Raw genomic sequence first — 13,943 nt, 5'->3', positions numbered from 1 at the left:
AATCATGTCGGTCTTGTGATGATTTTCCTGATGCATGGCTGCCCACCGTAGAAAAGCTTCGAAGCCTTCTCTATCATTGGAGAAGCTGGTTCGTTTTCCAAATTCAAAGCCGCGGTCATCGAAAGCACGAGCCACCTGTTTGTTTTTCGCGATATCTACGCCAATAATGAGGGTGTTAGAGGTGATTTGCGTGAGTTTTTCATTTTGCGTATAATACATGGTGAGTCCTCCTTGGTTCTATTGGGTTAGAGGCCGATGATTTTTCATCGGACACTCCGTACTATACCAAGGGGGCTCTTTTTTGTTCAAAACCCACATTTTCCCCTAACAGGAATGCTCCTTTTTTGAAAACGGATGAATAGTTCTTTTCTGCTCGTGGATAATAAAGACAATACAGGAATCAGGCACAGCGTTTTTTGTCTCTGATCAGAGCACAGAATTCGAAAAGAAGCCTTTATTTTGTCTCTTATCCATCTTAGGAAAACCAACAGCAGAAAGGGAGGCAGCCCAACGTGATGAAAGCAACTGGTATTGTACGACGTATCGATGATCTGGGAAGGGTGGTCATTCCAAAGGAAATCCGCCGCACCCTCCGTATCCGGGAAGGGGACCCGCTGGAGATTTTTGTCGACCGGGACGGTGAAGTGATTCTGAAAAAGTATTCCCCGATTTCTGAGCTGGGGGACTTTGCAAAAGAGTACGCGGAAGCATTGTACGACACCCTTCATCACCCTATCCTGGTCGCAGACCGTGACACCTATATAGCGGTATCGGGTGGAGCCAAAAAGGACTACGCCAACAAAAGTATCGGCCGGGTGGTCGAAGACGCCATTACGGAACGAAAAACGAAAGTGACATCCATGAAAGGCGACTATAATATGGTCAGCGATCACGAAGAAACGATGAAAGGATACGCGGTGGCACCGATTATTGCAAATGGCGATCCCATTGGTGCTGTTGTCATGATAGCTAAGGATGACAAGGTGGATGAAGCCATTTCGGGCAAACTGCTCGAAACCGCTTCCGGGTTTTTGGCCAGGCAGATGGAACAGTAACAAAGAAAAGACCAGTCATCGTCTCATCCGAATAAAGAAGGAACCTGAAACAGCCGGGGTTCCTTCTTTTTGTTTATCATATGGTATACTCGGGGACTAGAGGAAGGAAGAGATGATGATGACCGGTGGAGACAGCAACAACAGCAGATGGTGGAAAGGTGCCATGTTTGTGACGGCGGCTGCTTTTACAGGCAAAGTATTGAGTGCTTTGTACCGGGTGCCTTATCAGAATATGGCAGGAGATCAGGGCCTGTATGTCTACCAGCAGGTCTATCCTCTGCTGGGGACAGCAATGATTACAGCGATGTATGGATTTCCGGTCGCTCTTTCCGGTATGATCATGGAGCAGGGAGCAGACCAAAATCCAAAAGAAGCTGAAGTGACAGCCCGCGCTGCGTTTGTCCTGCTGTTTCTCCTTCACGGACTTCTTTTCACGTCGCTTGCTTTTACTTCCCCGTTTATCGCTTCCTGGATGGGAGACCCGCAGCTTGCGGGTATTCTGCGCCAGGCTGGGCTGGTGCTCGTATTGGTGCCATTCATATCAATGGTCCGTGGTTATTACCAGGGCCTTGGGAATATGCAGCCTGCTGCCGTTTCCCATCTTACAGAACAGGTCATACGGTCTGGAGCGATTATAGGATTTACCGCCCTGGTGGTGTTTAACGGTTTTGGTACTTATGCTGCCGGTGAGGCTGCTGCAGCTGCGTCGGTTCTTGGTGCTGCCGCAAGTGCCGGGTATCTCTATGTTATTTGGAGACGCAGAGATAATCCTGGTCCTGTTTTTGTTTCTGAAGTCATCCAGCGTGTGAAAGAAATCGGCGGGGCCTTGCTGGTCCGCGGACTTTTGGCTGCGTCCGGCGCCATGATTTTTCTTTTGTACCAATGGGTGGACGCCTTCACCGTCGTGCGTGTCTTAACAGGACAGGCCGCTGATGCGGAACAGGCGAAAGCTCTGAAAGGTATTTTTGACCGCGGACAGCCGCTGCTGCAATTCGGAACGGTTCTCGCCACGTCCTTTGCAATGACGGTTGTGCCGCTCATTCAAAAAGAAAAAACGACAGAGGGCGCCGATCGTTCCGCAGCGTACGCTGGATTCGCGCTGCGGCTTACTCTCTTTACCGGCAGCGCAGCGGCAGCCGGTTTGATTATGATAGCGGAACCGGTGAATATTATGTTGTTTGAAAACCAGGCAGGAACCGGGGCTCTCCGCATACTCTCAGCGGCACTCCTGTTCAGCGGCATAATCATGATTACGTCTGCGGTTATGCAGGGGCACTATCAATTCATTCTTCCTGTGCTGTTTCTTGGACTGGGCGTGGTGGTGAAAGCGGCGGGAAATGTGATGCTTCTCCCGGTTTTTGGTATTGGGGGAGCAGCGGCAGCTACAGTGCTTGGAATGGCGGTGACGGCAGGGTGCACCAGCATTTCTATGTTCCGCATTCAGGCAGTCCGGCTGCCGTCTGGAACGTGGATAGTGAAGCTTGCAGCGTCTCTTGCACTTATGGTGCTGCTTTTAGCAGGGATGAACGCCGGGTATGACCTGCTTTCTGCCGGGACGAACCGGCTTCCGGCTGCCGGCCAGGCACTGACTGCCACGGCGGCAGGGGTTGTGCTTCAGGCTGTCCTGGTGAAAAAATGGGGGTTGTTCACAGAAGAAGAACGGATGCATCTGCCGCTTTTTCATCATCTGGACAGCCCGTCAAAATCGAAAGGAGAAGAAAAGCGATGACAAAACAAGACACGCATTCGAATGTCCCTGTGATACATATAGTCGGACTCGGTCCTGGTGATTTATCCGGTCTGCCGCTTGGCACGTATAAGACATTGACAAAAGCAGAACGGCTGTATCTCCGGACAGAAGAGCATCCCGCCGCAAAAGAACTGAAACAGGAAGGGATTTCGTTTCACAGTTTTGATGGTCTGTATGAGCAGTATGATGCATTTGAAGCAGTGTATGCCTCTATTACCGACGAGCTGCTGCAGGCAGCGGCGGAGCACAACGATATTTATTACGCCGTTCCAGGCCATCCGATGACGGCGGAAGAAACCGTGCAAAGACTGCTGGAAGAGAAGAGAAACGGACATATCCACGTCATTGCAGGCGGAGGACAGAGCTTTCTGGACCCTATGTTCACCGCTCTGCAGATAGATCCAAATGACGGGTTTCAGCTGCTGGATGCCACGGCGCTGCACGTTGATAATATCCAGATGAACCAGCATATCATCATCAGCCAGGTCTATGATCAAATGAGCGCCTCGGAAGTGAAACTGACATTGATGGAAAAATATCCGGATGACTACGGTGTTACCCTGGTCACTGCGGCCGGAATGGATTCAGAAACCCTGCGTGATCTGCCGCTGTATGAACTGGATCGTGTGGCGCAGGTGGATAATCTGACTGCTCTTTACATACCTCCGGTTCGGGAGGAAGAAATGATGTACCGGGAATTCTCCACGCTGCGCAGGGTAATTGACGCTTTGCGGGCACCGGATGGGTGTCCGTGGGACAGAAAACAGACCCATGAATCCCTGAAAAAATACATGCTTGAGGAAGCGTATGAAGTGCTGGATGCCATCGATGAGCAGGATGATGAGCACCTTGAGGAAGAACTCGGAGATGTGCTGCTGCAGGTGCTGCTTCATGCCCGCATCGGTGAAGAAGACGGGTACTTCACAATAGGGGATGTGATCGGGACGTTAACAGAAAAAATGATCCGGCGGCACCCTCATGTGTTCGGAGGGCAGCAGGCGGAAACCGAGGAACAGGTGAATGAAAACTGGGAAGCTGTGAAGGAAAAGGAGAAAACGGGGCCCCCTCCCGCTTCGCTGCTTGAGGACATCCCGGCTTCCATGCCGGCATTGATGCAGGCGTATGAATTGCAGAAAAAAGCAGGAAGAGCCGGTTTTGACTGGAACGATGATGCGCCGATGTGGAAAAAACTCCAGGAAGAGCTCGCAGAATGGCTGTATGAAGTGAAATACGGCTCTATGGAATCCATGAAAAAAGAATTCGGCGATTTACTGTTTGTTATCGTGAATCTCGGCCGGTTTTATAAGCTGTACCCTGAAGAAGCGCTGCATATGACTAATCGTAAATTCAGGAAACGCTTTGTCTATATTGAAGAAACGCTGAAACAACAGGGGCGCCGTCCGGAAGACGCAACACTTGAGGAGATGGACAGCTTCTGGGAAGAGGCCAAAAAGGAGAGCAAAGGAGAGGAACGTCATGAGAATCGATAAATTTTTGAAAGTTTCCCGTTTAGTTAAAAGAAGGACCCTGGCCAAAGAAGTAGCATCGCAGGGAAGAATATCAGTGAACGGCAATAAGGCAAAAGCAGGAACGGAAGTCACTACCGGTGATGAAATCACTATCCGGTTTGGAACCAAAGTGATTACGGTGCGTGTGGATGAAATCCAGGACTCAACGAAAAAAGAAGCCTCGGAATCGATGTATACGCTGCTGAAAGAAGAGCCGCTTTCGTAAAAAACAAGGACTAACTTTGGCGGGAAGGACATATAGATGAAATACAAGCTATATCCGTGAAGGGAGCATCTGCTATGTCCTTTTCTGAAGAACCGGTATTCAGGCAGCCCGAAGCAACACATGAAGTTGTCATGAAAAGCCGGAAAAGCCTTGAAATAACCGGTGTGAAAGAAGTTGAAAGCTTTGATAATGAAGAGTTTTTACTGGAAACGTCGATGGGTTTTTTGTCTGTCAGGGGAAATCAGCTTCATATAAAGAACCTGGATGTGCATGAAGGGGTTATATCCATTGAAGGGAAAGTGGACGACCTTGTATATGTAGATGCAGCGCAGGAGAAGTCAAAAGGTTTTCTGGGGAAGTTGTTTAAATGACGCTGGCGGTGCAGTTTCAGACAATGGCGGCCATGCTTGTCATGGGAGTCGGCACCGGCATTTCTCTGGATATATATGAACGCCTGTTTGTACAGTTGATCCCAAGCTCCTGGATAAGAGCCGGAGGCGATATACTGTTTTGGTTCCTGCAGGCTCTAATCGTGTTTTATGTTCTTTTTTGGGTGAACAGCGGGGATCTTCGTTTTTATATTTTCCCTGTGCTGGCGTTGGGATTTTTGTTATACCGGTACTTGGGACGGGCTTCTTTTCTTCGGATACTTGAGTTTTTCTGCCGGACGGTAAACCAGATGTACCGAATATTCAGTGCTGTTGTGAAGATACTCATCCTGCATCCGCTGAACTTCATATTGCAACTGGCCGTCTCCTCCGTTATGATAGGACTAACGATAATTAGAAATTTTCTGTTCCTTTGTCTTCGGATTCTTCTCATGCCGCTGAAGGGGTTCATCCACGTGTTCCGCCCCGCAGCGGAACGCGTACTCCCCGCCCCTGTCCAAACCTTTATAAAAAAAGCAGTCGATGCCCTGATGTTCCGCAAAAAAGATTAATTACAAGTACTTTAGACCGGAGGGATAGAGCTTGGTATCAAAAGAAAAAAAAGTTACCGAAATGAACCGTTCCTACGTCCGGCAGGAAGAAAAGAAACAGGAAAGACAGCAGGTGGAAGCCGGAAAGCATAAACGTGGTCTGACCCGCCGTCTGACAGCTTTAGGAGCGCTTGGAGCGGCACTTGCCGTTGTATTTGCCGTCCTGCTCACATCGCAGCTGACGACGCTGGAGGCCAAAAAAACAGAACGGGCCCAGCTGGAGCAGAAGATGGAGAACCTGAAGGCCGAAGAAGCGGAATTAAAGCAGGAAGTGAAAAATTATAATGATCTGGACTACATAGCCGAAATTGCCAGACGGGATTATTATTTAACCAAGCCGGGGGAAACCCTGTATAAACTTCCGGAAAAAACGGCGGAAAGCGCAGATTGACACTATTTTCAGCGGACGGGTATAATAATAGTGATTTTAACGCAGTTAAGATCAAGCGCGAAAATAAGGAGGAGCATTTTTTAAATGTCAATTGAAGAAGGCAGCAAGGTACAGGGGAAGGTCACGGGAATCACCAACTTTGGAGCATTTGTTGAGCTGCCGGGAGGTAAAACGGGACTGGTCCATATCAGTGAAGTAGCGGACAAGTATGTAGAGAACATTAATGAGTACGTAAGTGTCGGCGATGAAGTGACGGTAAAGGTGATGAAGGTGGAAGACAATGGGAAAATAAGTCTCTCTATCCGTAAAGCGGTGGACCGTCCGAAAGATGACCGTCCCAAAGGTGGACGCGGCGGAAACGGAAGTGGGAACAAAGGCCAGCAGCGTCCGTTATCCTTTGAAGAAAAGATGAGCCGGTTCATGAAAGACAGTGAAGAGCGCCTTTCTTCCCTGCGGAAACAGACAGACTCTAAACGCGGCGGTGGTTCCAAAAAATAAACCTACTGTCTCCAGGAGTGATAAATAGGGAAAAGAAATCGTGGATACACGAAGATCTATCCTTCTTCCTGCTGCCGGAGCGAAACGTCCGGCAGTTTTTTTTATAAGGAGGTTGACGTTCCCCCTTTTATCATTATATAATCATTCTTGTTGTCCGGCATGAGGCGGCGTAGCTCAGCTGGCTAGAGCGTACGGTTCATACCCGTAAGGTCGGGGGTTCGATCCCCTCCGCCGCTACCATACATAATATCACAGCCTGCTTTTCGCATCCCAACACGTGCAAAAAGCAGGCTTTTTTTAATTTCTCCCTCCTTCTATGATTCTTTTCATTCTCCTCCATTATTCCTGTTTGTCCGCTGTAAGATATTGTTTCAATTTGGCCTCTTGTTGTTGTCGATCCTTTACGAACTACCACTGTGCCGTGTTTCACGTGGAACAGGAAATCGTCGAAGGATTTTTCGGACGGGACTGCTTATTTTGACAAACATTGAATCTCCCTGCCCTTATAATGAGTCCTATCATTCAAAAAGCAGGTGGTGCATGTCATGTCCGGAAAAGACTTGGTTCGTCGTGCTGAAGAAGTCCAGCCGCTTCTGGAAGCGGCTGGAAAGAAAATGCTGACCGTTCGAAACCGCTGGAAAAAAAAGATGGCAGCCGGAATGGAACGATTGTTTATCCAGTGGGGAGCTCTCGTGTTTATTACAGGTGTACTGCTTGGACGGGCCGTACTGCTGGCTGAGTTATTTCCGTTTGCCGTGCCGTTTTTTGCCGTGGTATATGCGTGGCGCCGGGAAAAAGCGGTGATTGGAGCTGCCGGATTAATGGTCGGAATACTTAGTGGTCCTGTGCTGCATGCTGCTTTTGCGGTTGCCGCAGTTCCGCTGTTTATCGCGCTGTATGAATGGATGAGCAGATACGGATGGAAGACGGCGTGGACGCTGCCAATGACCGTATTCACCGCTACAGCAGGCGCGCGTACTGTAGTCGTTTGGCTCGCGGAAGGAGCTGTCACTCCGTATGCGGTCGTCATGGCCGGTGTGGAAGCCGGTCTAAGCTTTATGCTGACCATGATATTCTTACAGAGCCTTCCTCTGCTTATAACGAAAAAGAGAAGGCAGCCGTTGAAACACGAGGAGATTATCTGCTTCATTATTCTTCTGGCCTCAGTGATGACCGGCGCTATCGGCTGGGTAGTATACGGGATGGCGGCAGAACATATGCTGGCCCGTTATCTGGTTATGTTGTTTGCTTTTACCGGAGGTGCGGCGATAGGGGCGTCTGTCGGTGTGATAGCCGGACTTGTTTTGAGTCTTGCTTCTATTGCCAATTTATATCAAATGAGCCTGCTTGCATTCGCAGGACTTCTGGGCGGACTTCTGAAAGAAGGGGGAAAGATAGGTGTCAGTATTGGTATGCTGCTTGGAACGGCTTTGATTGCTCTGTACGGGGATGGTCTGAGCGGTGTTTCGCTCACCCTGGCAGAATCAGCTGCCGCTGTCGGTGTATTTCTGTTGACGCCGCGGGTTGTGACAGCGTTTATTGAAAAGTATATTCCGGGCACCCCTGAATATGCCCGTGAACAGCAGAAACATACGAAAAAAATCCGGGATGTCACGGCAATGAAAGTGGAACAGTTTTCCCAATTATTTCAGACGTTATCCACGAGCTTTGAGTCGGGAGCGGATACAGACAACCGGGAGCAGACAAACAGCCGGGAGAATGATGATATGTTTAGCAGGGTGACCGAAAAAACATGCCAGCAGTGTTTTTTGAAAGAACGGTGCTGGGTCAGACAGTTCCAGCAGACCTATGATGGTATGACACAACTGGCGGAGGAACTGGAGGAAAACGGCCGCGTCACGCCACGCACGGCAAATTACTGGAAAAACTACTGTCACTATGACAAGCGGATGATAGAAGTCATGGCCGAAGAAACGCAGCGGGAAGAGACAAAAAGAGTACTCGCCCGGCAAATGAATGAAAGCCGCCGGCTGGTGGCTGAACAACTGCAGGGCGTGTCGCATGTGATGAACAACTTTGCAAGAGAAATCCAAAAGGAAAAAGAAGCCCACCACCTTCAGGAAGAAGAGATCCATGAAGCGCTGCAGGAAGCTGGGCTGGATATTGGACATGTGGATATATACAGGCTGGATGAAGGAAATGTGGAAGTGGAAATGAGTGTCTCAAAACCTTCCGGAAAAGAAAAGGCCGAAAAAATCATCGCTCCAATGCTCTCGGATATTTTACATGAACATATTGTGGTGGATCGCGAAGAGCCATATGAAGAAATAACCGATTATATGAATGTTACATTCACCTCTGCCCAAACATTTGTCGTCGAAACCGGAGCGGCTGTCGTCGCTAAAGAAGGGAGATGGGTATCCGGGGACAGTCATGCTGCTATGGATATCGGTACGAAGAAATACGTTATGGCTATAAGTGACGGTATGGGGAGCGGCGGCAAAGCTAACCGGGAGAGCAGTTCCGCGCTTGAAATCTTAGAAACCATTCTTGCGTCCGGGATGGATGAAACAACGGCGGTTCGTTCCATTAATTCAGTGTTAAGCCTGCGTTCGCATGAAGAAATGTTTTCAACGCTTGATCTCTTTTTAATGGATCTGCAGACAGCCCGGGGACGGTTTATTAAAATCGGTTCCCTTCCTGGTTTTATAAAACGGGGCGAAAGAGTAAAGCAGATTGAAGCTGGAAATCTGCCGATTGGCATGGTGGAACACGCCGAGCTTGATGTGGTCACAGAGCAGATGAGAGAGGGCGATATGGTCATTATGATGAGCGACGGTCTCTTCGATGCAGCCATTGAAATCGAAAATAAGGAAATATGGATGAAACGAATGATCGCCCAAAAGAATACAGACAATCCGCAGTATATGGCTGATTATCTGCTTGAGCAGGTGATTAAGGCCTCGCGGGGAAATATCCCGGATGATATGACGGTCATGGCAGCATCTATTCAGCGCAACATCCCGGAATGGGCGGCTATCCCTGCAGGACGAACCATCCCACTGAAACGGAAGAAAGCATGAGGGAGCCAGTGGGTATATATTTTTTCTCCTCCGTCAAAGATGTAAATAATACCAGAAACGGAGGGGAAAAGAAATGAACCACGGAAAAATCAAACAGATTTTACTTTTAACCGACGGCTGCTCCAATCAAGGAGAGGACCCCGCTGCTGTCGCAGCTTTTGCCAAGGAAAAAGGGATCACCGTAAATGTGGTCGGGGTACTGGATCACGGGTCTGCGCGCGATCACGGGCTGCAGGAAGTGGAAAGTATCGCGGCTTCCGGAGGGGGAGTGAGTCAGATTGTAAATGTGAATCAACTGGCCCGGACCGTCCAAATGGTCACAAAACAGTCGATGACGCACACCCTTCACGGTGTTGTGCAGAACGAACTCAGTCAAATACTCGGCAGCGGTCAGGAAGTGGACGATCTTCCGCCTGATAAAAGAGGAGAAGTCATCGACGTTGTTGATGAATTGGGAGAAACAGTGAATTTGGACGTGCTGATACTCGTTGATATGAGTGCGAGCATGAAACCAAAACTTCCGATGGTACAGGATGCGTTGACCGATTTATCTATCAGTCTCCATTCGAGAACGGGAGAAAACCATTTTGCCTTGTTTGTCTTTCCGGGTAAACGAAAAGAAACAGAAAAGGTACTGGACTGGACCCCTGAAATGAATTCACTGACGGGTGTTTTTCAGCGAATGACAACCGGAGGTATTACCCCGACCGGGCCTGCCCTGCAGGCTGCGCTTCAGCACTTTGACAAGCGCTTATCAAAAAGGAGTCTGAAACGTTATGGAGAAGATGAATTCCCAATCGAAGAATCAGGCTTTTGACCTTGTGCCGGGCACAGCCTGGACCGGCAAGTGGAACCAGAATCCGTACAAAATAATAAAAACATTAGGTAAAGGGGCAAACGGTGTCGTTTATCTGGCTCATACACGGACAGGGCAGAAAGCGGTGAAAATCGGGGAGGATAAGATGTCTTTGACGTCCGAGGTGAATGTGCTCAGGGCCTTTTCGAAGGTGCAGGGAAATGTTCTTGGCCCCTCCCTTCTGGACGTGGATGATTTGATATGGAAGGGGGAGGTGTACCCCTTTTTCTGTATGGAATACCTCGAAGGGGAAACCCTTCTGGATTTTGCGAAAAAACGGGGGACGGAGTGGATTCCGGTTTTTATGGTGCAGCTGCTTGGGGATTTGGACCGGCTCCATCAGGAAGGATGGATCTTTGGGGATCTGAAGCCGGACAATCTAATTATTACAGGACCTCCTTCCCGGGTGCGGTGGTTTGATGTCGGTGGAACGACGAAGCAGGGCCGGGCTGTCAAAGAATATACGGAGTTTTACGACCGGGGGTACTGGGGGCTTGGCGACCGGAAGGCAGAACCATCTTATGATTTATTCGCTGCAGCCATGATACTTATAGAAACAGCGTACCCTCGGCGTTTTGACAAACCCGTCGGTGCATCTTCGGAAAAAACGCTTTCGCTGCTGCGTCGTTATATTCAACATTCCCCGCCGCTTGCGGCATATCAAAACGTACTGCTCCGTGCGCTGAAAGGAGAATATCCCAACGCTCAGCTTATGAAAAAAGATTTGATCCAAACCATCGAAAAAAAGACAAGCCGAAAACCCCCGCGGAACCAGCAGCGGACAGGGAATCCACGTAAAAGCACCCAGGGCCGGCGAGGATCTGCCGGTTCGTCAAAAGAAAAAGCCTCCTACCGTCCGGAAATAATTCTTACAACCTCTTTTCTCTTCCTGTCATCTGTTCTATACTTTATGGGACAATGGATGTAAAAGGAAAAAGAGAGGGAGAGGACCCTGCATGGGAAAAGCGGAGAAGACGATGTCGCTCTGTCTTACAAGTGGTAAATTGCTGCTGCGTTACGGAGCTGAAACCTACCGCGTTGAAGAGACGATGTACCGGATGGCAAAAGCCGCTGGGATGCACAATATTAACACGTTCGTCACATTGACGGGGATTTTTCTTTCGTTCCGTACGGATGATGAAGATGATTTCCTTCAGATGATCCGGGTCCGGGAGAGGTATCAGGACTTAAGTAAAGTAACCGCGGTGAACCAGGTATCCCGGGAATTTACGCACAGCATTCTTTCCATTGAAGAAGCGGCGGAAAAGCTCAGGGAGATTAAAAAGGCGCCGATGAATTATCCGGTCTGGCTCATTAATCTGGCTTCCGGAATCGGCGGGGCTGCTTTCTCCTATTTAATTGGCGACAGTTTTATCGATATTATTCCAGCTTTTATCGGCGGACTAATTACAACTCTCACGCTGGTTCTTTATCAGAAATTCCTGAACGTGAAGTTTTTCGCTGAGTTTCTTGCTGCCGCTACGGGGGTTCTTGCAGCGGTGGGTCTTGAAACAGGCGGCATGGTGCAGAATATGGATCAGGTCGTTATCGGCACCCTTATCCCGCTCGTTCCGGGTGTTCAACTTACAAACTCCGTACGGGACCTTATGTCCGGGGATTTGATGGCCGGGGTGGCCCGCGGGGCGGAAGCGGCGGTTACTTCTTTGTCTATCGCCGCTGGTACCGTTGTTTCTTTGTCCGTTCTCTATTTTTAACGGCTGATTTCAGGGGGAGAGTGAGTATCGATGTGGCTTGAACTGATATTTTGTTTTATGTCGACTGTTGCTTTCGGAATTATTTTCAATATCCCGCTCCGTTTAGTCTGGTGGGGGGGAGGAATCGGCATGTTAACCTGGTTTATTTACGGAACTCTTCCTGAGATTGGTTTTACCCAGGTGAATGCAGCTGCTGTGGCTGCATTCACTGCCGCTTTTACTTCCCACCGCCTGGCGAAGTTTAAAAAAGTTCCGGTGACCACTTTTATGATTCCGGGCATTATCCCGCTTGTTCCAGGAGGACGTGCGTATGAAAGCATGCTTGCGTTTGTGGAAGAGAACTATGTGAACGGTCTCGGACTGAGTGTGGAGACACTGCTGCAGGCAGGCGCGATCGCCGGCGGGGTTGGATTCGCCCTTTCGCTCTTTTCAATCGGGAAAGGAGCCGGACAACGTTATGAAACAGACCGTTGAACAATGGATAAGGGACTGCCGTCTGCTTTCCCCGGGGGCGAAGGTTCTCACCGCCGTTTCCGGAGGGCCTGACTCGATGGCGCTTCTGCACTTTCTAAAAGAAATGGAACCAGCATGGAATCTCACCGTCATGGCAGCACATGTTCATCACGGTCTCAGGGAGGAAACGGCAGACAGGGATGAACAGTTTGTGAAAGAGTGGTGTGAAGAACAGAATATTCCTTTTTTCTGCACCCGGGTTTCTGTAGAAGAGAAAATAGCAGCAGAGGGTGGAGGCGTTCAGGAACAGGCGCGAATCCTGCGTTATGAATATCTGGCTGATCTGATGAAGGAGCAATCGGTATCTGTTCTGGCTGCGGGTCATCATGCTGATGATCAACTCGAAACCATGCTCATGAAACAGTCGGCCGGCCGGGCATTACTGGGAGACATTTCTGTTAAGGCGAAACGCGCGTTTGCCGGCGGAGTGCTGATCCGTCCGCTTCTTGGCGTGACGAAAGAGGAGATTTATGAGTACTGCCGGCTGTATCATGTTCCTTTTCAGGAAGATGAGAGCAACCAATCGGATAAATACACAAGAAACCGGATCAGGCAGCGTGTTTTGCCGGCCTTAAAGGAAGAGGAGCCATTTGTGCACCGTCATTTTCAGCGCTTTGCAGACTGGATGGAAGAAGAACGAAGCTACGTGGAAAGCCTGGCGGAAGAAGAATGGACGCGGCGTATTATATCCCGCGATGAACATTCCGTGACGATTTCCATAAAAGGAATGGAAGCGCTGCCGCTTCCTTTACAAAGAAGAGGGATTCCTCTAATATTAAAGTATCTATACACATATAATACTTTAGAATTGTCCGTTGTACATATCGAGCAGTTTCTGGCACTGCTGCATGGGAATCAACCATCCGCGGTTCTTGACTGGCCCGGCAGTCTGGTTGTGCGCCGCAATTATGACCAGGTTACATTTGCGCACCATGTTGTACAGGAAGAAAATCAGCCGGATCCGGTCCGCCTGCATGTGCCGGGGACTGTTTTCTATGGCGGTTATGTGGTGGAAGCCGCGTATGACCCTCCGGAAAAAGTGAAACATAATGAGGATCTCCTTATTTTAGAGAAGGAAGAAATATCTTTACCCCTTCATATCCGTCCGCGCCGGGAAGGGGACCGGCTGAGTCCAATAGGCATGACAGGGAGTAAAAAACTGAACCGCATCCTGATCGATGCAAAGATCCCCCTTCGGCAGCGCCCGTTTCAGCCGGTTGTTACCGACGCGGAGGGAACCGTTTTATGGCTCCCTTTCGTAAAAAAATCATCGTACCATCTGCGTTCTGGTTATTCCACGCGGCAGCGGCCGGTTTTTCTCATGTGCCGGCCGATGTCCGGATAGAAACCGGGCCCTGCATTCGTTTGGGATGAAATTGCCCCTGGATTCATGATATGATGGAATGCG

General features: G+C 49.4%; 14 protein-coding genes, 1 tRNA gene and 1 pseudogene. 15 read left to right on the top strand and 1 reads right to left on the bottom strand.

The annotated features are described in order from the left end of the window. Positions 1-219 (bottom strand): annotated as a pseudogene (locus tag BM058_RS18655) (IS110 family transposase); the annotation flags it as partial. A gap of 296 nt (positions 220-515) precedes the next feature. On the opposite strand from BM058_RS18655, the gene spoVT reads away from it, so the two are divergent. The 15 genes from spoVT (at position 516) to tilS (ending at position 13,880) form a co-directional block, all read left to right on the top strand. Beyond that, positions 516-1,055 carry a stage V sporulation protein T gene (gene spoVT / locus BM058_RS15610; protein ID WP_090928191.1) on the top strand — a complete coding sequence of 180 codons (540 nt, stop codon included), beginning with the start codon at positions 516-518 and terminating at the stop codon, positions 1,053-1,055. Between the two features lie 112 nt (positions 1,056-1,167). Next, complete coding sequence (locus BM058_RS15605; RefSeq protein ID WP_090928184.1) at positions 1,168-2,784, top strand: putative polysaccharide biosynthesis protein; 1,617 nt, start codon at positions 1,168-1,170, stop codon at positions 2,782-2,784. Beyond that, on the top strand, positions 2,781-4,295 hold the full coding sequence (gene yabN, locus BM058_RS15600) for a bifunctional methyltransferase/pyrophosphohydrolase YabN (RefSeq protein WP_090928182.1): 1,515 nt from the start codon (positions 2,781-2,783) through the stop codon (positions 4,293-4,295). The genes BM058_RS15605 and yabN overlap by 4 nt, the downstream gene beginning before the upstream one ends. Continuing rightward, positions 4,282-4,539: an RNA-binding S4 domain-containing protein gene (locus tag BM058_RS15595; RefSeq protein WP_090928180.1), complete on the top strand. Its 258-nt coding sequence runs from the start codon at positions 4,282-4,284 to the stop codon at positions 4,537-4,539. Before yabN ends, BM058_RS15595 begins: the two co-directional genes overlap by 14 nt. Positions 4,540-4,613: 74 nt before the next feature. After that, positions 4,614-4,910, top strand: a complete 297-nt coding sequence (yabP, locus tag BM058_RS15590; RefSeq protein WP_090928178.1) for a sporulation protein YabP — start codon at positions 4,614-4,616, stop codon at positions 4,908-4,910. Further along, a complete protein-coding gene (yabQ, locus tag BM058_RS15585) occupies positions 4,907-5,479 on the top strand; it encodes a spore cortex biosynthesis protein YabQ (RefSeq protein ID WP_090928176.1) in 573 nt (190 codons plus the stop codon). Before yabP ends, yabQ begins: the two co-directional genes overlap by 4 nt. Positions 5,480-5,510: 31 nt before the next feature. Next, entirely contained in the window at positions 5,511-5,909 is a 399-nt protein-coding gene (locus BM058_RS15580; protein WP_245737039.1) for an FtsB family cell division protein, read from the top strand. A gap of 84 nt (positions 5,910-5,993) precedes the next feature. Continuing rightward, positions 5,994-6,407 (top strand): S1 domain-containing RNA-binding protein, encoded by a 414-nt coding sequence (locus BM058_RS15575; RefSeq protein WP_090928175.1) that lies wholly within the window; start codon positions 5,994-5,996, stop codon positions 6,405-6,407. Between the two features lie 163 nt (positions 6,408-6,570). Next, positions 6,571-6,647 (top strand) — tRNA-Met (locus BM058_RS15570). A 305-nt stretch (positions 6,648-6,952) separates the two neighbouring features. Further along, the gene (spoIIE, locus tag BM058_RS15565) at positions 6,953-9,451 is read left to right on the top strand and encodes a stage II sporulation protein E (protein WP_090928173.1); all 2,499 of its coding nucleotides are present in this window, start codon (positions 6,953-6,955) and stop codon (positions 9,449-9,451) included. A gap of 73 nt (positions 9,452-9,524) precedes the next feature. Next, positions 9,525-10,268: a vWA domain-containing protein gene (locus tag BM058_RS15560; protein WP_090928171.1), complete on the top strand. Its 744-nt coding sequence runs from the start codon at positions 9,525-9,527 to the stop codon at positions 10,266-10,268. Further along, complete coding sequence (locus BM058_RS15555; RefSeq protein ID WP_090928169.1) at positions 10,228-11,235, top strand: serine/threonine protein kinase; 1,008 nt, start codon at positions 10,228-10,230, stop codon at positions 11,233-11,235. The genes BM058_RS15560 and BM058_RS15555 overlap by 41 nt, the downstream gene beginning before the upstream one ends. 28 nt (positions 11,236-11,263) lie before the next feature. Beyond that, entirely contained in the window at positions 11,264-12,022 is a 759-nt protein-coding gene (locus BM058_RS15550; RefSeq protein ID WP_090928167.1) for a threonine/serine exporter family protein, read from the top strand. A 30-nt stretch (positions 12,023-12,052) separates the two neighbouring features. Continuing rightward, positions 12,053-12,496: a threonine/serine exporter family protein gene (locus tag BM058_RS15545; RefSeq protein ID WP_090928165.1), complete on the top strand. Its 444-nt coding sequence runs from the start codon at positions 12,053-12,055 to the stop codon at positions 12,494-12,496. Next, on the top strand, positions 12,480-13,880 hold the full coding sequence (gene tilS / locus BM058_RS15540; protein WP_090928163.1) for a tRNA lysidine(34) synthetase TilS: 1,401 nt from the start codon (positions 12,480-12,482) through the stop codon (positions 13,878-13,880). The genes BM058_RS15545 and tilS overlap by 17 nt, the downstream gene beginning before the upstream one ends. Positions 13,881-13,943: the final 63 nt, after the last annotated feature.

Origin of the sequence: Salibacterium qingdaonense (genome assembly GCF_900114715.1) — a bacterium.
Classification (GTDB): domain Bacteria; phylum Bacillota; class Bacilli; order Bacillales; family Marinococcaceae; genus Salibacterium; species Salibacterium qingdaonense.
This window is presented reverse-complemented; position numbering and strand designations above follow the sequence as displayed.